This window comes from Tessaracoccus zhenghani (assembly GCF_054552775.1).
The window spans coordinates 1,711,057-1,729,867 of the sequence record NZ_CM137275.1; the positions used below are offsets into that span (position 1 = coordinate 1,711,057).

Here is an 18,811-nt window from a genome sequence, read left to right on the forward strand (position 1 = left end):
GCAGCGTACCTGCCGCCTGATCGTGTTGCCCCCGAGCGCGCCCGATAAGGGAAGTGGGGGCGCCGTGACCGAATCACCGGCGGAACTGGCCGCGATGCGACGCGCCCTCGGTTTGGCCGTCGCCGACGATGCGCCGATCGGGCCGAATCCGCGCGTGGGCTGCGTACTGCTGGCGCCTGAGGGTCGGCCCATCGCCGAGGGCCACCACCGCGGCGCGGGCACGCCGCACGCTGAGGTCGACGCGCTCGCGGCAGCCGGTGATCGCGCGAGGGGCGCGACCGCCGTCGTGACGCTCGAGCCGTGCAACCACACGGGCCGCACCGGACCGTGCACCGAGGCGCTGATCGCGGCCGGGGTGCGTCGGGTGGTGTTCGCACAGGCCGATCCCAACCCGGAGGCCGCCGGCGGCGCCGGGCGGCTGCGCGACGCTGGCCTGGACGTCGAGGGCGGGGTGCTCGCTGACGAAGCGGCCGAGGTGAACCGCCGGTGGACAGTCGCCGTCACCCGAGGCCGGCCCTATGTCACGTGGAAGTTCGCCGCGACCCTGGACGGGCACACGGCCGCCGAGGACGGCAGCTCGCGCTGGGTGTCCTCCCGCGCCGCGCGTGCGGACGCGCACCTGCTTCGCGCACGCTGCGACGTCATCCTCGCCGGGACCGGCACCGTGGCCGTCGACGACCCGCACCTCACGGTCCGCGACCCCGACGGCGCCCCGCTCCGGACCCAGCCGCTGCGTGCCGTCATGGGGTTTCGCGACCCGAAACCGGGAAGTCGAGTGCTCGACACGGCTGCTGAGACGGTGCATCTGCGCACCCGCGACCCACGGGCCGCCCTCGCCGAGTTGCACCGCCTTCAGCGACGGCACGTGCTACTCGAAGGCGGCCCCACCCTGGCGGCCGCGTTCCTGCGCGAGGACCTGATCGACGAGGTGGTGGCCTACCTCGCACCCACCCTGCTGGGAGCGGGAACGCCCGTGATCGGCGACCTCGGTATCACCACCATCACCGACGCTCTGCACCTGAGCCTCACCGAGGCCACCCTGCTCCCGCCGCTCGACCCTGGCGACCCGCCCAATCTGCGGCTCACCCTGCAACCGACCCCTCCCGCCCCCCTCCAAGGAGAATGATGTTCACCGGAATCATCGAAGAACTGGGCCACGTGGTGGCCCTGGAGCCCTACCCTGACGCGCTGCGCCTGACGATCACCGGGCCTTTGGTCACGAGCGACGCGACCCCGGGCGACTCGATCTCGGTCAACGGCTGCTGCCTGACCGTCGTCGCCCTCGACGGACCCACGTTCACCGCCGATCTGATGCAGGAGACCCTCGACAAGACCTCCCTCGGATCCCTCGCGCCTGGCAGCCCGGTCAACCTCGAACGCCCGGTCACCGCCACCGCACGACTCGGCGGCCACATCGTCCAGGGCCATGTCGACGGCACCTGCCACGTGGTGTCCCGCGAGCCGAGCGAGCACTGGGACACCGTCACGTTCTCGCTGCCCACAGAGCTGGCCCGCTACGTGGTGGCGAAGGGATCGATCGCCGTGGACGGCACCAGCCTCACGGTGATCTCGGTCGACGACGACGCTGGGACATTCACCGTCGGCCTGATCCCGGAGACGCTCGCCCGCACCACGCTGGGCCTGCGGCAGGTGGGCGACCCGGTCAACCTGGAGGTCGATATCATCGCCAAATACGTCGAGCGGCTGGTCACGCGATGATCCGCCTGGACACCATCGAGCGGGCGATCGCCGACGTCGCCGTTGGCCGGGCCGTGGTGGTCGTCGATGACGAGTCCCGCGAGAACGAGGGCGACATCATCTTCGCCGCCGAGAAGGCCACCGCCGAGCTGATGGCCTTCACCATCCGGCACTCGAGCGGCGTGATCTGCGCTCCCATGCCCGGAGATCTGCTGGACCGCATGCAGATTCCGCTGATGACCCGAGACAACAACGACCAGTACCGCACCGCCTTCACCGTCACCGTCGACGCCCGCCACGGCGTCGGCACCGGAATCAGCGCCGCCGACCGCGCCCACACCGTCCAGGTCCTGGCAGATCCCGACACGCAACCCGCCGATCTAACCCGCCCTGGCCACGTGTTCCCGCTGCGCTACCGCGAGGGCGGAGTGCTGGCCCGCCGCGGACACACCGAGGCCGCCGTCGACCTGGCCAGGCTCGCCGGGCTGCACCCCGTCGGCGTCCTGGTGGAGATCGTCAACGACGACGGCACCATGAAACGCGGCCAACAGCTCCGCGATTTCGCCGACGAACACGGCCTCGCGATGATTTCCATCGACGACCTCGCCGCGCACCGCGAGCGGGCCGAGCAGCTCGTCGAGCGTGTCACCGAGGCCCTGCTCCCCACCCGCCACGGCGACTTCCGCGCAGTCGGCTACCGCAGCAGACTCGACGGAGAGGAACAGGTGGCCTTGGCGCTCGGCGAGATCACCGGCCCCGAACCGGTCCTGACCCGCGTGCACTCCGAATGCCTCACCGGCGACGTGTTCGGCAGCATCCGCTGCGACTGCGGACCGCAACTGGACCTCGCCATGGCCAGGATCGCGGCAGAAGGCCGCGGCCTGCTGGTCTACCTGCGCGGGCACGAAGGTCGCGGCATCGGCCTGGTGGCCAAGATCAACGCCTACGCCCTCCAGGAGACCGGCCGGGACACCGTCGACGCCAACACCGACCAAGGGCTGCCCATCGACGCGCGCCGCTATACCCTGGCCGCGCAGATCATCCGCGACCTCGGTGTCGACGCCGTCCGCCTGATGACCAACAACCCCACTAAGGTCACTGCACTCCAGAGGCTGGGCACCAACGTCGCCGGACGTGTCTCCATCGTCGTCCCGCCAGGGGCTCACAACCTCGACTACCTGACCACCAAACGCGATCGCATGGGACACCTGATCCCCGGCCTTCCGACCGAGCAGAGAAGAGCATTGACATGAGCAGACACGGCGCACCAGAAACGCTCGACATCGACGCCCGCGGCCTCACCGTCGCCATCGTCGCAGCCAGCTGGCACAAGGAAGTGATGGACGGTCTCCTGGCCGGCTCGCTCCGCGCCTGCACCGAGGCGGGCACCGAACCGACGGTGGTCCGTGTCCCCGGCAGCTTCGAGCTGCCGATCGCCGCCGACGCGGTGGCCCGCACCCACGATGCCGTCGTCGCACTCGGCGTCGTCATCCGCGGCGGCACCCCCCACTTCGACTACGTGTGCTCGGCCGCCACCGACGGACTCACCCGAGTCGCACTCGACCACGCCACCCCCGTCGGCTTCGGTCTCCTGACCTGCGACACCGAAGAACAGGCCCTCGCCCGAGCCGGACTCGCAGACTCAGTAGAGGACAAAGGATACGAAGCCGCCCACGCCGCCATCGACACCGCACTCACGCTGCGACGCCTGCGCTGAGACCCGCGGCGTGGGGTGCCCCTGGTGTACTGGGTGGCTGAAGACGGATCCCTGCCTACGCGCTGGTCACCGAATGACCTCGAAGTTTGGCAAGCTGGGCCCATGGACCGCCTCCTGGATGACGACTTCGACCCGCTCGCGCCGGTCCACGTCGCCGACCCTTCAGACGAGGTGGCGGAGGAGGACGCCGCCAACTCCATCGCAGACCCCCAGCGGATCGTGCGGCTGTGGTTCGAGGACGGCCGCCTGACCAGGGTTTCGGTCTCCCCCATCTGGCACCGCAAACTGGGCGAACACCGCACCCTCGGCAGCGCGTTCGCGGCGGTGCTGGCCGCCGCGCGGATCCGCATCGCGGAGCCGGAGGAGCTGCCGGAGCCGGATCTCGACGGCGTGGACTTCTCCGGCCTCTGGCGCTTCGGCCCGGATCCTTTCACCACGTTCCAGTTGGCGTTGGAGAACGTCAACCGACGCTGGCAGGCCGCGGCCCAGCGGCACCTCGAGCAGCCGACCGCTGCGTCGGAACCAGTGAGCGTGGTCCAGGAGGGCGCCCTGGGGGTGCGGCTTGACGAACAGGGCCACCTGGTGGCCGTCGAGTTCGACGAGGACTGGCTGGACGAGGCGGACGTCCGCGAGATCAACGACGGTGTGCTGAGGCTCGCGCAGCAGGCCTATGCCCGCTACGCTCCCCCCGCCGATACCGCCGGCGAACTGGCCGCCATCACGCGCGAGCACGAGATTCTGATGGCCGGCCTGCGCCGGATGCTGACGGGAAGGGACCCAGCATGAGCAGCGACGAAGAACTCTGGGATCAGCTCGCGTTCCGCGTGACCCGCTCCCAGGTGGGCGGCGTCCGTGCTGAGGACGACGACCTCCTCGCCGCCGCAGACCTCCTCGAGGCCAGCATCAACCCCCACCGCGGGGCCCAGGCCGGCATGGCCGGCGGCGGCTCCCCCGGGATGATGCCTCCCATGATGATGGGCGGCGCCGGCGGCGCGGCCGGTGGTGCCGCCGCCTCCGCAGGCGGCCTCGGCGCCGGCGGGCGGCTGGCGGACCCGGCTGCCGGCCCGCTGTCCGTCCCCGCGTCAGCACCGGCGGCAGCGGGCGTCCCCGGCGACGCCACGGCCCTCCCGCGCCAGAGCGGCGGAGCGGGCGGCGGCACCGGTGCCGGCGGCATTGCCGGCGGCGCAGGGCCCGCTCCCCTCGCAAGCGGCGGCGGCCCCGGTGTCGAACCCGCGGCGGCAGCGGAGGTTGCGCCCCCCGTCGAGCAGGCCGGCGAGGTGGCGGGGCTGGCGATGGTGGCCGGTGAGACCGCAGCTCTCGGGCGTGCGGTGGCGGTGGCGCCGGCGTCGGAACCGCTCGACGGGTTCGAGGCAGACCCCACGCAGTTGCACGGGCTGGGAGAGCGCTGGTCAGGGCTTGCCGAGCAGGTCGCCGGATTGTCGCGGCATCCCGAGGCGGGCATGGGGCTGTTCAATGACGCCCAGCAGGCGCAGCACTCCCTCAGCCAACAGCTGGACTCATGGCGCACCGGCGCCGTGGAGGAGTTCGAGGCGATGGCCGAGCGGCTGCACGTGACGGCGGCCCGGTACGGCCGCGTCGACGACGAGGGAGTCGCCGAACTGCGCCGCACGGAAGGGCTGGACGCATGACCACCCGGACGCTCGTGATGAGGCTGGCACAGGTGCAGGCAAGCCTGCTGCGCCAGCAGGACGCCAACGCCACCGCCCCGAAGGCGGACTTCGACGCCGTGCGCGACGCCACCTGGGGGCTGCAACGCTCGGCTCAACGGGTGCTGGACGCGGATCTGAAGCAGAGCCGCGAGGCCGTCGCGGAGATCGCCCGTCAGCACCCGGAGATGCAGACGATCATCGGCTACCTCGTGGCAGACGGCGAACGAGCAGCCAGGGCGGATCTCGAGGAAGCGGTGGGCGAGCTGCGCAGCGCAGTGAACAGCCGGCTGAACCCCCATTCCCCCGTCCCCACCCGGCTGGAGACGCAGCAGGGTGAGGTGCTGGCGCAGGCGGACCACCTCGACGAGGCCCGGCGCACCGCCCAGGAGCTGCAGGATTGCGGCACCTGGCAGGGAGAGGCCGCCCAGGCGTACCGCACGTCGGCGGACACGCAGGCCAACGCGCTGCAGGAGTACGCGGCGGTGACGCGCGCGTCGGCGGAGTACCTCGGCCAGGCCGCGCTCCTGCACCGCGCCACCTTCTTCCTCTGCGCGGAGTCCCTGAAGGCCGCCGCCGCCCAGGTCGACGTGCTGGTCGCCGGGGATGCGGGGCACCTGTTCGCCCGCACGCGCCGGGCGATCGCGCAGGTGAACCGGGCCACCTCCCAGCTGGGCCGCGACCTCGACGGGGCCCTGCACGGCACCCCCGCACTGGATCTCGCCCGGGGACTGGAGGACCTGGTGCGGGGCGCCGAGCTCCTCAAGGGCAACTGGCCGCAGGGCGGCGAACCGCCGAAGTGACGCTGCACTCCATCGCGTGCCACGACCGCGACTTCACCCAGTGGCGCGGCGGCGCGGACCACGCCCTGATCTGGGCCGTGCTGGCTGACGTCGACGACGTGCGCGCCGCCGTCGACTCCGCCCGCGCCCACTGGGCCGACGTGCTGCTGCCGCGCTATGACCGCCAGCCCCACATCACCGTCGGCTACGGCGGGCCGGTGCCGAAGCCCGGCGCCACCCCGGAGGATGAGCCGTATACCCCCGAGCGGATCGACGCGGACCGGGCCGCCGTCGAGGCGTTGGGCCTGGCGCCGTTCGAGGTGCGGATCGGCGGCTGGGACACGTTCCAGATGGTGCCGTACCTGCGCGCGGAGGCACCCGAGCTGCAGGCCGTGGCCGGGGCGCTCCGGGAGGACCGACGGCGGCCGTACGTGCCGCACGTGACCATCGGGCTGTACGCGGTGTCGGCGCCGCTGAGCGAGTTGGCCGGGCGGGCCGCCGGGTGGGAGTCGCCGTCGATCACGCTGCCCGTGACCCGGCTCAGCCTGCTGCGCTACGACGCGGCGGACGTGGCAGGGCCGCTGACAGAGGTGGACGCGATCGACCTCAGGCGGCCAGCGCGAACGCCACGAGGAACACCGTCTGGATGACCTCGATCAGCGAGCCGAAGGTGTCGCCCGTCCAGCCCCCCAGCCGGGTCAGGAGGTGCCGGCCCCAGAGCGCGCCGACGAGAGCCGCGGCCGCCAGGCCGATCGCTGCGGCGAGCAGCGTCTGGTAGCCGCCGGCCCACCAGGCACCACCGAGGACGACGCCGGCGACGGCGACCAGGGTGATCGCCGCGGTCCTGAACTTCGTGACGCCAACGAAGAGCGCCCCGAAACCCTGCTGCCGGGCCGAGAGTTTCGAGACGCTCGCCACGGTGATGCCCAGCCGACCCGCGGCGGCCGCGGCCGCCAGCGCCACCCCGCCCAGCAAGGGAGTGGGCATGGAGGCGAGCGCGGCAGCGTCGATCAGCAGCACGAGGACGAGGGTGGCCACCCCCATCGGCCCGATGTCGGAGCGGCGCATGATCACCAGCGCCTCCGCCGGTGGGCGGCGGGAGCCGAGACCGTCGGCGGTGTCGGCCACCCCGTCGAGGTGCATCGCGCCGGTGACTCCGGCGAGGAGCGCAAGGCCGAGCATGGCCCCCAGGAACGGGCCGGCGAGGTGCCAGGCGCCGAACACGACCGCTCCCCCAGCGGCGCCGATCAGCAGCCCCAGCCAGGGGAAGGCGGCCATGGCGCGGGCAGCGAGCCTGCGGTCCACCTCGAACGCGCGCACGGGGATGATGGTGAACAGCCCCGTGGCCGCGCCGAGCGGATTCATGCCCACCGCTTCGCGATGCCGGCCACGCAGAACCAGACCTCGTCGACGGCCGTCGCAAGGCTGGCGTTGAGGCGGCCCAACTCGTCGCGGTAGAGGCGACCGGAGGCGGTGGCGGGCACCACGCCCAGACCCACCTCGTTGCTGACGAGGATGACGCTGCGGCGGGTGGCGCGCACCGCCTCGACGAGGGACTGTGTCCGGGCCGCGACGGTGTCGCGCCAGCCGGGCGCGTCGTCCCAGGCCCCGGCCTCGAGGAGGACGCGGTCGAACCAGACGGCGACGCAGTCCACCAGGACCGGCGCCTCGTCGTCGGCCCCGAGGACGGCGCCGATGTCGAGGGTCTCCGTGGTGCGCCAGGTGCCGGGCCTGCGCTCACGGTGGAGGGCCACGCGGTGCGCCCACTCGGTGTCGCCGTCGCGCAGCTCGGAGGTGGCCACGTACTCCACGTCGGCGACTCCCGCGAACTGGGCCTCGGCCCAGGTCGACTTGCCCGATCGGGCCCCACCCAGCACCAACGCGGTGCCACCACCTGTGAACTGCATCAGCCCTCCGAGACGCCTGCGCTGGCGAAGGTCGCCATCTCGCTCAGGATACGGGCGGCCGCCTGGACCATGGGCAGGGCGACGGCGGCGCCGGACCCTTCGCCGAGGCGGAGGCCGAGGTCGACGAGCGGGCGGAGCCCGAGGTGCGTGACGGCGGCCTGGATGCCCGGCTCGGCGCCGGCGTGGCCGGAGACGAGGTAGCCGCGCACGTCGTCGTTGAAGGCGACCGCGACGCACGCCGCGGAGCACGCGATGACACCGTCGAGGATGACCGGGACCCTGCGCGAGGCGGCGCCCAGGATGAACCCTGCGATGGCGGCCTGCTCGAGCCCGCCGATGGCGGCGACGGTGCCCAGCGCGTCAGTGGAGTCGGGGCGGTGGAGCGCGATGCCGCGCTCGATGACGTCCACCTTGCGGTTCAGCATCTCGTCGTCGGCGCCTGCACCGCGGCCGGTGACAGTGGCGGCGCCGGTGCCGGTGAACACGGAGATCAGGGCGCTCGAGGGCGTGGTGTTGCCGATGCCCATCTCGCCGGTGAGCAGGCACTTCGCCCCGCCGTCGATGGCCTCGAGGGCTGTCTCGATGCCCACCTCGACCGCGGCGCGGGCCTCGTGAAGCGTCATGGCGGGTCCCTCCGTGAAGTCGGCGGTGCCGGGGCGCACGCGGCGGTTCCGGATGGCGGGGTGCTCGGGCGCATCGTTGGCGACGCCGACGTTGGTGACCCAGACGGTGGCCCCGGCCTGGCGGGCGAGGGCGTTGATGGCCGCGCCGCCGGCTCCTATGTTGAGCATCATCTGCACCGTGACCTCCTGGGGCCAGGGGCTGACACCCTGCGCGCAGACACCGTGGTCGCCGGCGAAGAGGCCGATCACGGCGGGCTCCGGGACGGGGGGCGGGCAGACGCCGGCGATGGCGGCCAGCCGGTTGCCCACCGTCTCCAGATGGCCGAGGCTGCCGGGCGGCTTGGTCAGCTGGTTCTGGCGTTCCTCAGCGGCGGCCAACGCCTCCGCGGAGACGGGCTGGATGGCGGCGAGTGTGGTGTCGAGCAGCGACATGGGTTTCCTTCGGGTTGGATGGTGGGGTGATCTTGATTCTGGGCGGCACCGCGGAGGGGCGCCGGTTGGCGGCCGCGCTAGGAGGCGGGGCCGTGCTCTCGTTGGCCGGACGGACGGAGGACCCCTTGACGGTGGGCGACACCCGGCGCGGCGGCTTCGGCGGCGCCGAGGGCTTGGTGTCGCACCTGCGGGAGCACCGCGTCGAGGCGGTGCTGGATGCGACGCATCCGTTCGCCGCCACCATGTCGGCCAACGCGGTGGCCGCCTGCGCCCGGGCAGGGGTGCCGCTGCTGCGTGTGGTGCGGCCCGGCTGGGGCGGGCACCCCCTCGCAGCGACGTGGCGCTGGGTGGATTCGCACGCCGAGGCCGCGGCTGCGGCTGCCGAGGGCGAGCGGACGGTGCTGCTCACCGTGGGGCGGCAGCACACCGTCGACTATGTGCCGGCGCTGGCGGGGCATCGCGTGGTCGCGCGGGTGGCGGAGGCTCCCTCCCAGACCCTTCCGGCGGGCTGGGAGGTGCTGACTGTCCGCGGGCCATTCACCGTTGACGGCGAGCGGGAGTTGTTCCGCCGGTACGGGATCGGCGTGGTGGTGACCAAGGACTCGGGAGGCGCGGCCACTGAGGCCAAGCTGACCGTCGCCGAGGAGTACGGGGCCGAGGTGATCGTGCTGCGGCGGCCCGACCTGCCGCGGGCCGACGAGGTGGCGAGCGTCGAGGACGCCTTGGCGTGGGTCCGTCACCGGCCCACCGCCACCTGACGCAGGGCGGCCACCAACTGCGCGTGCACGCCGGGTGTTCGAACGGCGAGGCGCAGCCAGGTGGGACCGAGGCCGGGGAAGGTCTCCCCGCGCCGCACGGCGAAGCCTCGCTGAGCCAGCGCTCGACGTGGCCCTTCCATGAGCAATGGGATGGGGTCGTCGGAGGTTTGGGGTGCTTTCCTCGGCGTGTCGCGCCGTGACCCCGTCCAATTGCTCACGGTGTCGACCAGCACGAACGGGGCGGCCCCCGGCACAGGGTAGAGGCCGAGATCCGTGAGGCGCATGACGAGGTCGCGACGATGGGCAGCGGCGTCCCGCGCGAGCCCGGCCGCCTCCGCCTGGGCGCGCGGGGTGAGGCAGGCGAGCGTGGCCCGGATGGCCGGGGTTGAGACGGACCACGGCGGCTGCTGACGCTCGAGCGCCTCGATGAGGGCGGGGTCACCGACGACGTAACCCGCGCGGAGACCGGCCAGCGCCCAGGTCTTGGTGAGCGACCGCAGCACCAGCCGCCCGGGCATGCTGGGCGCGATGAGCGTCTCGGGTTCGCCGGGCACGGCGTCGAGGAAGGCCTCGTCCACCACCAGCACCCCGGCGCGCAGCGCGGCCAGGTCAGCCCCGGAGTGCAGCACCGCCGTCGGGTTGGTGGGGTTGCCCACCACGATCAGGTCGGCCGGCGGCACGACGCCGGGGTCGAGTTGAAAGTCGCTCTCGGGGGTCAGTACGTGGCGCTGGGGTGTGCGGCCGGCGGCCAGCAGAGCGGCCTCGGGTTCGGTGAACTGCGGATGCACGATCAGGGAGGAGCCGGTGACGGCGCGGGCGATGAGGGTGAAGGCCTCGGCGGAGCCTGCCGTCGGGAGCACCATCGCGGGGTCGACGCCGTGGTGCTCCGCGATGGCCAGCCTGGCGGGTTCCGGGTCCGGGTAGGCGGCCCAGTCGGCGTCGCGCATGATGGCCTCCACCAGCCACGCCGGGGTGCGGGGCTGACGGACGTTGACGGCGAAGTCGATGAGCCCCGGCGCGAGATCCTTGTCGCCGTGGTGCCACAGGTCCGTCATGCGCCCACCGCCTCGGCGAAGCGGGCCGCGAGTTGCGGGTGGCCGGCCCAGTGGACGTGGAGGTAGGACGCGTGCAGCGTGGCGGTGGCAACGCCGTCGGGGTCCGGGAGCAGCCAGGCGGGACCGGCGGCTGGACGGTTGAGGAGCCGGGTGCGGTGGAACTCGTGGCCGGTGATCCCCTCCCCCGGGCGGCCCAGCAGCGAGGCGCGCTCCGTGGTGGCAGTGCGGTACCCGAGGGTGAGCCGGGGTGCCATCGCCGCGTCCGCCTCGATCGCACCTGCCATGGGGACGCCGTCGAGGCTTCGGCAGAGGTACAGCAACCCGGCACATTCGGCGACCGTGGGGAGGCCTGAGCGGACGGAGTCGCGGATCTCCCCCATCAGGGTGGCATTGGCCGCCAACTCGGCGGCATACATCTCGGGGAAACCGCCGCCCAGCCAGAGCCCACGCGTCCCTGCAGGGAGGGAGTCGTCGAGGAGGGGGTCGAACTCGACGACGCGGCAACCCGCGGCGGCGAGCAGCTCGTCGGTCTCGGGATAGCGGAAAGTGAAGGCCCGGCCCCCCGCCACGGCGATGGTGGGCGTGCCCTCCACGACGCAGCCCGGATCCGGGCGCCACGGCACCACGCCCAGGGGTGCTGCGGTCCTGGCCACCGCCAGCACCGCGTCGAGGTCGACGTGCGCGGCCACGGCCTCGCCCATGGCGGCGATCTTCGCGTCGTCGCGCTCCGCCGCCGGCACCAGGCCGAGGTGCCGCGACGGCGCCTCGATCTCGAGGTTGCGCGGCAGCACGCCGAGCACCGGCAGGCCCACCTCCTCGACGGCGGCCCGGGCCTCCGTCGCGTGGCGGTCACTGCCCACCTGGTTGAGGATCACCCCCGCCACGCGGATTGCAGGGTCGAAGCGCGCCATCCCCAACGCCACCGCGCCGACGGTGCGCGAGGTGTGCCGGGCGTCGACCACCAGCACGACGGGGGCGTCGAGCAGCCTCGCGACATGGGCCGTCGACCCCTCACCCCCCGTGCCCAGGCGACCGTCGAAGAGGCCCATCACGCCCTCCACCACGGCGACATCGGCCCCTTCGGCCCCGTGCCTGAACAGCGGCGCGATCAACTCCTCGCCGCACAGCACCGGATCCAGGTTGCGCCCGGGCCGCCCGGTGGCGAGGCCGTGGTAACCGGGGTCGATGTAATCCGGGCCCACCTTGAACGGCGACACCGTCAGCCCGCGCGCCCGGAGGGCCGCCATCAGGCCCGTCGCGACGGTGGTCTTCCCGCTGCCCGACGACGGCGCGGCCACCACGATCCGGCTCACCATTCGATGCCCGCCTGCCCGCGCTGGCCCTGCGTGAAGGGATGCTTCACGGGCACCATCTCGGTGACGAGATCCGCAGCGTCGATGAGCGGCTGTGGGCACCGTCGGCCGGTGATGACCACGTGCTGCGTGCCCGGGCGCTCGTGGAGCACGGTGAGCACCTCGCCGAGGTCCACCCAGCCCCAGGCGATGGGGTAGGTGAACTCGTCCAGCAACCAGAAGCGGTGTCGCTCCTGGGCGATGCCTTCGCGGATCCGTGCCCATCCTTCGCGCGCCCCGGTCTCCGGGTCAGAGGCGGTGTGGGCCCGCGACCAGCTCCAGCCGGTGCCCATCCTCTCCCACGTGACGTCGCCGGGCAGCGCCGCGAACGCCGCCTGCTCCCCGGTGCGCCACTTGGCCGACTTCACGAACTGGTACACGCCCACGCTCCAGCCCTGGGCCCAGGCGCGCAGGGCCATGCCGACGGCGGCGGTGGTCTTGCCCTTCCCGTCGCCCGTGTGGACGGCGAGGACGGGCCGGTTGCGCAGTTCCTTCGTGCTCATCGCTGCAGCGCCCACGTCACGACGGTGCGCGCCGGGGTCCAGCCCAGCAGGCGACCGATCGGCTCGGCGTGCTCGACGCCGACCCTCGCCAGCGCGCCGCCCCACCGTCGATGGGCCGCGACGCACACCTCTTCGGCCTCCACGGTCACGCCGTGCACGACGATCCGGCCGCCCTCCGGCAGCCTGCCGATGGCCTGTTCCACCAGGGCGGGCGTCGCGCCGCCGCCGATGAACACGGCGTCGGGGTCCGGCAGCTCGGCGAGCGCGTCCTCGACGGCGCCCCGGACCAGCGTGTAGCTCCCGGACGGCGCCAACCGCCTGGCGTTGGCCTCCGCCCGGTCAGCCCGCCGGTCGACCCGTTCCACAGCGACGCAGCGGCAGCCTTCCGCCGCGCGGCACCACTCGATGCCCACCGACCCGGCGCCGGCGCCCAGGTCCCACAACAGTTCACCCGGCATCGGCCGCAGGTGCGCGAGCGCGCCCGCGCGCAGCGTCCGCTTCGTGATCAGCCCGTCGTGCTCGAAGACCTCCTCCGGCAGGCCGGGGGTGCGGCCGAGGACGGTGCAGTGCGGGTCGTTGATCATCGTGCCTCCAGCAGTGCGGTGACGTCGTCGAGGTGTCTGGGGGTGCCGGCCAACCCTAGGCGGCCGGCGAGCTCCAGCGGCCACGGGCGGTGCAGCCGGGCGGCGGTCAGCAGCGCAGCGTCGTTCAGCAGCGACACCGGCCCCTGCCGCACCCGGCCGTCCACCACCACGGCGACCTCGTCGGCCCAGGCCAGCGCGAACGCCACATGGTGCGTGGCCAGCAGGATCCCGGCGTCGAGGCCGTCCAGGGCCGCGAGCAGTTCGTGGACGCCCTCGGGGTCGAGGCCCGCGGTGGGTTCGTCCAGCAACAGGTAGTCGGGCCGCATCGCGACGGCGCCCGCGAGCGCCACCCGCTTCCGCTCGCCGTAGCTGAGGCGATGCGTCGGCCGCGCGGCGAGGTGCGCGATGCCCAGTTGCCGCAGCGTCTCGTCCACCCGCACTGCGGCGTCGGTCTCGGACAGCCCCAGGTTCAGCGGCCCGAACGACACGTCCTGGCGCACGTCGGCGGAGAACAACTGGTCGTCGGGGTCCTGCAGCACGAGCTGCACGCGGCGACGGTGGGCGCGCAACCCGGCGCGCGACCGCTGCAGCGGCTGATCGTCGAGGAGCACCCTGCCGGAGCGCAGTTCCAGGGCCCCGGCCAACGCGTGCAAGAGCGTGGTCTTCCCGGACCCGTTGGCGCCGAGCAGCGCCACCTTCCCGCGCCCCACCTGGATGGACGCGCCGGACAGCACGGGCCGGTCCGGGTAGGCGACCGTGATCTCCTCGGCAACCAGCATCACGCCACCGCCCAGACGGCGAGCCAGATGCCGACGACGAGCGCGGCGTCGCGCAGCACGCTCAGCCCGGCAGCGCCCGGGGCGGGCCGCAGGGTCGGCAGGTCCTCCTCGTAGCCGCGCAGCGCCAGGCCGTGCTGCAGGCGCGTGGCGCGGTCCCAGGTGCGCAGCAGGACGGTGCCGGTGGCGTCGGCGGCGTAGCGCAGCCGGCGGGTGAACGGGGCGTCGGCGGACAGTCTGGCCTGCTGCGCCTGCTGAAGAGCGACGGCGGTGCTCAGCAGCACGAACACCAGCCGGTACATCAGCTCGGCGATCTCCAGCAGCGGTGCCGGGATGCGCAACCCGCGACACCAGGCGAGCAGGTCCACCATGGTCGTGGTGGTGACCAGCAGCAGCAGGGCGAGCGTGCCCGCGACGCCATGTGCCAGCACATCCAGCGCCCTGGCCCCGCCGTCGGGCGCCCACGAGAGCACGGCAGCGCCGCCCACCTGCACGGCGAGCGGAAGGACCCCCACGGCGATGAAGACCACCGGCGGCACCGTGACAAGCGCCACGAGGGAGGCCCGGATCCGCGCGGAACCCAGCATCAGCGCGACGGCGACCGCAGCCACCAGCGCGGACCCGGGCCAGGCCGGGGTCACCAGCGCCGTGAGGACCAGGGCGAGCGACAACGCCACCCTGATGCCGACGGGACGCGCGCGCCACGGCGACCCCCAGGCCGCGTCGTCGACCGTCGCCAAGTGCGCCATGGCCCTACTCCTCCGTAGCGTCGGGAGGGACGCGACGGGTCAGGCGGCCCAGCAGGAAGCCGAGAACGACTCCCCCGACAGCCGCCTGGATGGCGAAGAGGCCGGCCTCCACCTCCGGCCCGTAGCTGGCGGGCGAGAAGAGGGGCTCTGCCCAGGGCTCGGCGGGGAGCATCGCCCCCACCGTCGCATCCGTTCCCTCGAAAGTGGCGCCGTCGGGAGCGAGGACCACCGCGAGGAGGTAGCCCACCACCAGCGCGGCGATGAGGGCGATGACGGTGACCAGCTCCCAGGTGCGGAACCTACCCCTAGACATGGGCGCCCTCGCTGAGCAGGCCCAGGCGCACCAGTTCGGGGCGCGCGGCGCGCGCCAGAAACCCGAAAACCAGGACGCCCAGCACTCCCTCTGCCGCGGCGAGGGGGATCTGCGTGAGCGCGAACACCGTGGCGAACTTGGCGAAGGCTGCAGCGAAGCCGCCCGCAGCGTCGGGGTACGCCAGCGCCAACTGCGCGGAGGTGACCAGGTACGTGGTGAGGTTGGCCACGAACATGGCGCAGCACACCGGCAGCCATGCCGGCGGGCGCAGGGCCCGGACGAGGCGGAAGGCGCCGTAGGCGGCCCACGGGCCGGCCACCGCGAAGGAGAAGACGTTGGCGCCGAGTGTCGTGAGGCCCCCGTGCGCCAACAGCAGCGCCTGGAAGAGCAGCACCAGCGTGCCGATGAGCGCCATCACGGGCGGGCCGAACACCGCGGCCCCCAACCCGGTACCGGTGGGATGCGACGACGAACCGGTCACCGATGGCAGCTTGAGCGCGCTCAGCACCAACGTGAAGGCACCGACGGCGGCGATGAGCAGTTTGTTCTCTGGACGCTCGCGTGAACTCCGCACCACGGCGACGGCGCCGTGGATCACGAACGGTGCGGACGCTGCGAACCAGGCTGCGCAATGCAGCGGTGGCAGCATCCCCTCTGCGATGTGCATGGGGATTCCTTTCGGCCGGGATGTCGCGTCCCGGCGATCGGGTGGTGGGGATCCAGTTCCTGACTCTCCGCCCGGCTGGGCGGTTCACAGTGGCGCGACCGTGCCGGCTTGTTCCGGCTTCCTGGTCTCCTCACGGGGGGTTTTGTGTTGTGTCCCCATCCAACCAGACACCCCTCCCGAGGACCGCCGGGGGGTGCACTACGGTGTCGGCGTGACCTACGACTACCTCACCGACGGCTCCGAGATCTACCGCGAAAGCTTCCGCATCATCCGGGAGGAGACCAACCTGGAGCGCTTCCCCGAGGACATCAGCCGCGTCGTGGTGCGCATGGTGCACGCCAGCGCGGCCACCGACCTCGCCGACGACGTGGACTTCACGCCGGGGGTCGTCGCAGCGGCCAACGCCGCGCTGCGGGCCGGGGCGCCCATCTTCTGCGACTCGTCGATGGTCGCCACCGGCATCATCCGCTCGCGTCTCCCGCGCGACAACGAGGTGATCTGCCACATCAAGGACCCAGCACTGGCCCAACTGGCCGCTGACAAGGGCATGACCAAGACGATGGCCGCCATCGACCTGTGGCTGCCCCGCCTCGACGGCGCCGTCGTCGCCATTGGAAACGCCCCCACCGCGCTCTTCCGGCTGCTCGAGATGGTGGCAGAAACCGGGCTCCGACCCGCCGCCGTGGTGGGCATCCCGGTGGGTTTCGTGGGCGCCGCGGAATCGAAGGCGGCGCTGGCCGCCAACAGCCTCGGCCTGGAGTACCTGGTGGTGCACGGCCGACGCGGCGGCTCGGCGTTGACGGTGGCCGCGGTCAACGCGATCGCCAGCGTGGACGAGTTGACCAACACGTCCCGGCAGGAGGGCTGATGGGCCGCGAGGTGGCGCTGATCGGCATCGGCGCGGGCGACCCGAACTGGCTCACGCTCGAAGCGGTCGCGGCGATCCGCGAACTCGACGTCCTGTTCGTGGTGGTCAAGGAGGACGAGTACGAGGAGCCCGTCGCGTTCCGGCGTGATCTGGTGGCCCGGCACCGGGGATCTGATCTTCCCGGTGTGCGCGTGGTGGAGTTGACAGACCCGCCCCGGCCCTGGCGCAGCACGCCCGACTATCCCGCCGCTGTGACCCGGTGGCGGCAGCAGCGCTTCGAGCAGTGGGGCGCCGCCATCGACGGGGCGCTCGGCGCCGGCGAGACCGGCGGCTTCCTGGTGTGGGGCGACCCCAGCCTGTACGAGTCGACGCTGGCCATCGTCGAGCGCATCGCGGAGGCCGCCGTCGAACCGTTCTCGGTCCGCGTGCTCCCAGGGATCAGTTGCGTGCTGGCGCTGGCGGCGCGGCACCGCATCCCGCTCAACCGGCAGGGCAGGGCCGTGCAGATCAGCCCAGCGCGGCTCCTGTCCGACGGGCTGCCCGACGGCGTGGACGACGTCGTCGTGATGCTCGACGGTAAGCAGACCTTCGCGACGATCGATCCCGCCGGGATCGACATCTACTGGGGCGCGTACCTGGGCACGCCGGATGAGATCCTCCTCAGCGGCCCGTTGGCCGACGTCCGGGAGGAGATCACCCGGGTGCGGGCCGAAGCGGCGGCCCGCAAGGGGTGGATGTTCGACACCTATCTGTTGCGGCGGGCGGGTCTCGACGGCTGAGTCAGCCGCCTGCGGCTGGTCGAAGGATCCCGACGCCGACCGCGATGCCCACCCGCCCGTGATCGGCCACGTGACGACGGAAATTGTCAGAGGTCAGTGCTAGCACAAGTTGCTTCTGACAACGCGTTTTCCCTTGTTTTAGACCGTGTGTTCCCTTAGAATAGTTCACATGAGCGAGGCGCGGGAACTGATGCAGCAGGGTATCGCTGCGCTCTGGGACGCCGCAGGCTCACTCCGCACTGATTCACCGGCCGCAGAACGGTTGGCCACCATGGTGCACACCGTTACCGAGGCCGAGGCCCAACTGGCCGGGCTGCGTCTCCACCTCCTGCACGAAGCCCGGCTCTCCGCCGCCGACGCAGTCGTCGAAGACGTCCGCCAGTCCGTGCGCACCACCACAGCCCAGGCCACCGCCTCGCTGAAACTGGCGCTGGATCTCGGGGAACGCTTCCCGCTGATCGCCGCGGCGTTGAACGACGGGGAGATCTCGCTGGCGCAGGCCGAGGCGATCGTCTCCGGGCTGCGGAAGCTGCCCGGCCGGTTGACCCGGGCCGATCTGGTGGAGTGCCAGAAGTCGGTGCTTGAACACGTGGACACGCTGGGGCCTTCGGAGTTGCGGGAGTTGGCGTCGCGGCTGGTCGAGGTGATTGATCCTGACCTGGCGGAGTCTGACGACGCGAAGCGTCTGGCGGCCGAAGAGCGGGCCGCGCGCAGGGGAAGGTTTCTGCGGCTGTCACCGGACCATCACGGCTCGATCCGGATCACCGGCCTGCTGCCGGTGGCAGATGCCGCGTTGTTGGCCGCGCAACTGGAGGCGTTGCTGCCGTCGGCCTCCTCCTACGCGGACGCGGGCGAAACGCCCGGGCCGGACGCTCGACGCGCCGACGCCCTGGTACTGCTGGTCCAGGCCGCCGCCGCTGGCGGTGACCTGCCTGCTCATGGCGGAGACCGGCCGCGGGTCCACATCACCATGAAACTCGACACCCTCACCACCGGGCTGGGAACGGTCGGGTTGCCGGGCCTCGACGTCGACGGCCTCACCGCAGGCGAAGCCCGACGCCTCTCCTGCGACGCGGGCGTGATCCCCATGGTGCTCGGCAGCGACTCCCAGCCCCTCGACGTCGGCCGCGAGCATCGGTTGTTCACCCCCGCCATCCGCGCTGCCCTGATGCTGCGGGACGGGGGCTGCGCGTTCCCCCACTGCACCGCCACACCGGCCTCGTGTGACGCGCACCACATCGTCCCCTGGTGGGCAGGCGGAGAATCCTCACTCGCCAACGGCGTTCTCCTCTGCCCGCACCATCACCGGCTGGTCGAGCCAGACCCACAACAGTCACCCGAATCGCAGTGGCAGGTCCACCTCGACCCGGACACCGGAAGGGCATGGTTCACCCCACCCCGACATGTCGATCCGGCGCGCAGACCCAGGCAACACCGCAGGCACCTCCTGCGCGAACACCTCGTCACCTCCACCATGGCACCACCCTGTCCAGACGAATCCGAGCCCCCTGACTTCAGCAAGCTCGACGAACTCATCGCCCGCACCGCCGCAATCTGGCAACCCGCCCGCTGAGCTAGGGC

19 protein-coding genes and 2 pseudogenes are annotated in these 18,811 nt (G+C 72.3%); 12 read left to right on the top strand and 9 right to left on the bottom strand.

The annotated features are described in order from the left end of the window. Positions 1 to 94 precede the first annotated feature (94 nt). The 8 genes from ribD (at position 95) to ACX1DX_RS08285 (ending at position 6,514) form a co-directional block, all read left to right on the top strand. Positions 95 to 1,126 carry a bifunctional diaminohydroxyphosphoribosylaminopyrimidine deaminase/5-amino-6-(5-phosphoribosylamino)uracil reductase RibD gene (ribD, locus tag ACX1DX_RS08250; protein WP_459398196.1) on the top strand — a complete coding sequence of 344 codons (1,032 nt, stop codon included), beginning with the start codon at positions 95 to 97 and terminating at the stop codon, positions 1,124 to 1,126. Then, positions 1,126 to 1,719 carry a riboflavin synthase gene (locus tag ACX1DX_RS08255; protein WP_459398197.1) on the top strand — a complete coding sequence of 198 codons (594 nt, stop codon included), beginning with the start codon at positions 1,126 to 1,128 and terminating at the stop codon, positions 1,717 to 1,719. The genes ribD and ACX1DX_RS08255 overlap by 1 nt, the downstream gene beginning before the upstream one ends. Further along, a complete protein-coding gene (locus ACX1DX_RS08260) occupies positions 1,716 to 2,951 on the top strand; it encodes a bifunctional 3,4-dihydroxy-2-butanone-4-phosphate synthase/GTP cyclohydrolase II (RefSeq protein ID WP_459396214.1) in 1,236 nt (411 codons plus the stop codon). Before ACX1DX_RS08255 ends, ACX1DX_RS08260 begins: the two co-directional genes overlap by 4 nt. Further along, positions 2,948 to 3,415, top strand: a complete 468-nt coding sequence (gene ribH / locus ACX1DX_RS08265) for a 6,7-dimethyl-8-ribityllumazine synthase (RefSeq protein ID WP_459396215.1) — start codon at positions 2,948 to 2,950, stop codon at positions 3,413 to 3,415. The genes ACX1DX_RS08260 and ribH overlap by 4 nt, the downstream gene beginning before the upstream one ends. Before the next feature lie 102 nt (positions 3,416 to 3,517). Further along, positions 3,518 to 4,201, top strand: a complete 684-nt coding sequence (locus tag ACX1DX_RS08270; protein ID WP_459396216.1) for a hypothetical protein — start codon at positions 3,518 to 3,520, stop codon at positions 4,199 to 4,201. Then, positions 4,198 to 5,064 carry a hypothetical protein gene (locus tag ACX1DX_RS08275; RefSeq protein WP_459396217.1) on the top strand — a complete coding sequence of 289 codons (867 nt, stop codon included), beginning with the start codon at positions 4,198 to 4,200 and terminating at the stop codon, positions 5,062 to 5,064. The genes ACX1DX_RS08270 and ACX1DX_RS08275 overlap by 4 nt, the downstream gene beginning before the upstream one ends. Continuing rightward, positions 5,061 to 5,885: a hypothetical protein gene (locus tag ACX1DX_RS08280; RefSeq protein ID WP_459396218.1), complete on the top strand. Its 825-nt coding sequence runs from the start codon at positions 5,061 to 5,063 to the stop codon at positions 5,883 to 5,885. The genes ACX1DX_RS08275 and ACX1DX_RS08280 overlap by 4 nt, the downstream gene beginning before the upstream one ends. Next, positions 5,882 to 6,514, top strand: coding sequence for a 2'-5' RNA ligase family protein (locus tag ACX1DX_RS08285; RefSeq protein ID WP_459396219.1), 633 nt, complete (start codon positions 5,882 to 5,884; stop codon positions 6,512 to 6,514). Before ACX1DX_RS08280 ends, ACX1DX_RS08285 begins: the two co-directional genes overlap by 4 nt. Here the strand turns inward: ACX1DX_RS08285 and ACX1DX_RS08290 are convergent. Together ACX1DX_RS08290 and cobT are read right to left on the bottom strand one after the other, a co-directional pair. Further along, a complete protein-coding gene (locus ACX1DX_RS08290; protein WP_459396220.1) occupies positions 6,471 to 7,229 on the bottom strand; it encodes an adenosylcobinamide-GDP ribazoletransferase in 759 nt (252 codons plus the stop codon). The genes ACX1DX_RS08285 and ACX1DX_RS08290 overlap by 44 nt on opposite strands. After that, positions 7,226 to 8,826: pseudogene (cobT, locus tag ACX1DX_RS08295) on the bottom strand (nicotinate-nucleotide--dimethylbenzimidazole phosphoribosyltransferase). The gene ACX1DX_RS08290 and the pseudogene cobT overlap by 4 nt, the downstream one beginning before the upstream one ends. A 26-nt stretch (positions 8,827 to 8,852) precedes the next feature. On the opposite strand from cobT, the gene ACX1DX_RS08300 reads away from it, so the two are divergent. Then, a complete protein-coding gene (locus ACX1DX_RS08300) occupies positions 8,853 to 9,584 on the top strand; it encodes a cobalt-precorrin-6A reductase (protein ID WP_076061054.1) in 732 nt (243 codons plus the stop codon). On the opposite strand, the pseudogene cobBC reads toward ACX1DX_RS08300, so the two are convergent. The 7 genes and pseudogenes from cobBC to ACX1DX_RS08335 form a co-directional block, all read right to left on the bottom strand. Further along, positions 9,563 to 11,955, bottom strand: a pseudogene (gene cobBC, locus ACX1DX_RS08305) (bifunctional hydrogenobyrinic acid a,c-diamide synthase/histidinol phosphate aminotransferase CobBC). The gene ACX1DX_RS08300 and the pseudogene cobBC overlap by 22 nt on opposite strands. Continuing rightward, positions 11,949 to 12,494: a cob(I)yrinic acid a,c-diamide adenosyltransferase gene (gene cobO / locus ACX1DX_RS08310; RefSeq protein ID WP_459396221.1), complete on the bottom strand. Its 546-nt coding sequence runs from the start codon at positions 12,492 to 12,494 to the stop codon at positions 11,949 to 11,951. Before cobO ends, cobBC begins: the two are co-directional and overlap by 7 nt. Beyond that, positions 12,491 to 13,078: a precorrin-6Y C5,15-methyltransferase (decarboxylating) subunit CbiT gene (cbiT, locus tag ACX1DX_RS08315; protein WP_459396222.1), complete on the bottom strand. Its 588-nt coding sequence runs from the start codon at positions 13,076 to 13,078 to the stop codon at positions 12,491 to 12,493. Before cbiT ends, cobO begins: the two co-directional genes overlap by 4 nt. Next, complete coding sequence (locus ACX1DX_RS08320; RefSeq protein WP_459398198.1) at positions 13,075 to 13,872, bottom strand: energy-coupling factor ABC transporter ATP-binding protein; 798 nt, start codon at positions 13,870 to 13,872, stop codon at positions 13,075 to 13,077. Before ACX1DX_RS08320 ends, cbiT begins: the two co-directional genes overlap by 4 nt. Next, on the bottom strand, positions 13,857 to 14,603 hold the full coding sequence (cbiQ, locus tag ACX1DX_RS08325; protein WP_182764076.1) for a cobalt ECF transporter T component CbiQ: 747 nt from the start codon (positions 14,601 to 14,603) through the stop codon (positions 13,857 to 13,859). Before cbiQ ends, ACX1DX_RS08320 begins: the two co-directional genes overlap by 16 nt. Before the next feature lie 4 nt (positions 14,604 to 14,607). Then, entirely contained in the window at positions 14,608 to 14,916 is a 309-nt protein-coding gene (cbiN, locus tag ACX1DX_RS08330; protein WP_459396223.1) for a cobalt ECF transporter S component CbiN, read from the bottom strand. Further along, on the bottom strand, positions 14,909 to 15,583 hold the full coding sequence (locus tag ACX1DX_RS08335; RefSeq protein WP_182764078.1) for an energy-coupling factor ABC transporter permease: 675 nt from the start codon (positions 15,581 to 15,583) through the stop codon (positions 14,909 to 14,911). Before ACX1DX_RS08335 ends, cbiN begins: the two co-directional genes overlap by 8 nt. 211 nt (positions 15,584 to 15,794) lie before the next feature. Between ACX1DX_RS08335 and ACX1DX_RS08340 the strand changes: the two genes are divergently transcribed. The 3 genes from ACX1DX_RS08340 (at position 15,795) to ACX1DX_RS08350 (ending at position 18,803) form a co-directional block, all read left to right on the top strand. After that, complete coding sequence (locus ACX1DX_RS08340; protein WP_459396224.1) at positions 15,795 to 16,451, top strand: precorrin-8X methylmutase; 657 nt, start codon at positions 15,795 to 15,797, stop codon at positions 16,449 to 16,451. After that, positions 16,451 to 17,230: a precorrin-6A synthase (deacetylating) gene (gene cobF, locus ACX1DX_RS08345; RefSeq protein ID WP_459396225.1), complete on the top strand. Its 780-nt coding sequence runs from the start codon at positions 16,451 to 16,453 to the stop codon at positions 17,228 to 17,230. Before ACX1DX_RS08340 ends, cobF begins: the two co-directional genes overlap by 1 nt. A 169-nt stretch (positions 17,231 to 17,399) precedes the next feature. Continuing rightward, positions 17,400 to 18,803 carry an HNH endonuclease signature motif containing protein gene (locus tag ACX1DX_RS08350; RefSeq protein WP_459396226.1) on the top strand — a complete coding sequence of 468 codons (1,404 nt, stop codon included), beginning with the start codon at positions 17,400 to 17,402 and terminating at the stop codon, positions 18,801 to 18,803. Positions 18,804 to 18,811 lie beyond the last annotated feature (8 nt).

Excerpts from the sequence above, each read along its gene's own strand:
- ribD (WP_459398196.1), top strand. The coding sequence starts at position 95 with ATGCGACGCGCCCTCGGTTTGGCCGTCGCCGACGATGCGCCGATCGGG.
- ACX1DX_RS08350 (WP_459396226.1), top strand. The coding sequence starts at position 17,400 with ATGAGCGAGGCGCGGGAACTGATGCAGCAGGGTATCGCTGCGCTCTGG.
- cbiN (WP_459396223.1), bottom strand. The coding sequence starts at position 14,916 with ATGTCTAGGGGTAGGTTCCGCACCTGGGAGCTGGTCACCGTCATCGCC.
- ACX1DX_RS08270 (WP_459396216.1), top strand. The coding sequence starts at position 3,518 with ATGGACCGCCTCCTGGATGACGACTTCGACCCGCTCGCGCCGGTCCAC.
- cbiQ (WP_182764076.1), bottom strand. The coding sequence starts at position 14,603 with ATGGCGCACTTGGCGACGGTCGACGACGCGGCCTGGGGGTCGCCGTGG.
- cbiT (WP_459396222.1), bottom strand. The coding sequence starts at position 13,078 with ATGATCAACGACCCGCACTGCACCGTCCTCGGCCGCACCCCCGGCCTG.
- ACX1DX_RS08335 (WP_182764078.1), bottom strand. The coding sequence starts at position 15,583 with ATGCACATCGCAGAGGGGATGCTGCCACCGCTGCATTGCGCAGCCTGG.
- ACX1DX_RS08255 (WP_459398197.1), top strand. The coding sequence starts at position 1,126 with ATGTTCACCGGAATCATCGAAGAACTGGGCCACGTGGTGGCCCTGGAG.
- ACX1DX_RS08275 (WP_459396217.1), top strand. The coding sequence starts at position 4,198 with ATGAGCAGCGACGAAGAACTCTGGGATCAGCTCGCGTTCCGCGTGACC.
- cobO (WP_459396221.1), bottom strand. The coding sequence starts at position 12,494 with ATGAGCACGAAGGAACTGCGCAACCGGCCCGTCCTCGCCGTCCACACG.
- cobF (WP_459396225.1), top strand. The coding sequence starts at position 16,451 with ATGGGCCGCGAGGTGGCGCTGATCGGCATCGGCGCGGGCGACCCGAAC.
- ribH (WP_459396215.1), top strand. The coding sequence starts at position 2,948 with ATGAGCAGACACGGCGCACCAGAAACGCTCGACATCGACGCCCGCGGC.
- ACX1DX_RS08290 (WP_459396220.1), bottom strand. The coding sequence starts at position 7,229 with ATGAATCCGCTCGGCGCGGCCACGGGGCTGTTCACCATCATCCCCGTG.
- ACX1DX_RS08260 (WP_459396214.1), top strand. The coding sequence starts at position 1,716 with ATGATCCGCCTGGACACCATCGAGCGGGCGATCGCCGACGTCGCCGTT.
- ACX1DX_RS08280 (WP_459396218.1), top strand. The coding sequence starts at position 5,061 with ATGACCACCCGGACGCTCGTGATGAGGCTGGCACAGGTGCAGGCAAGC.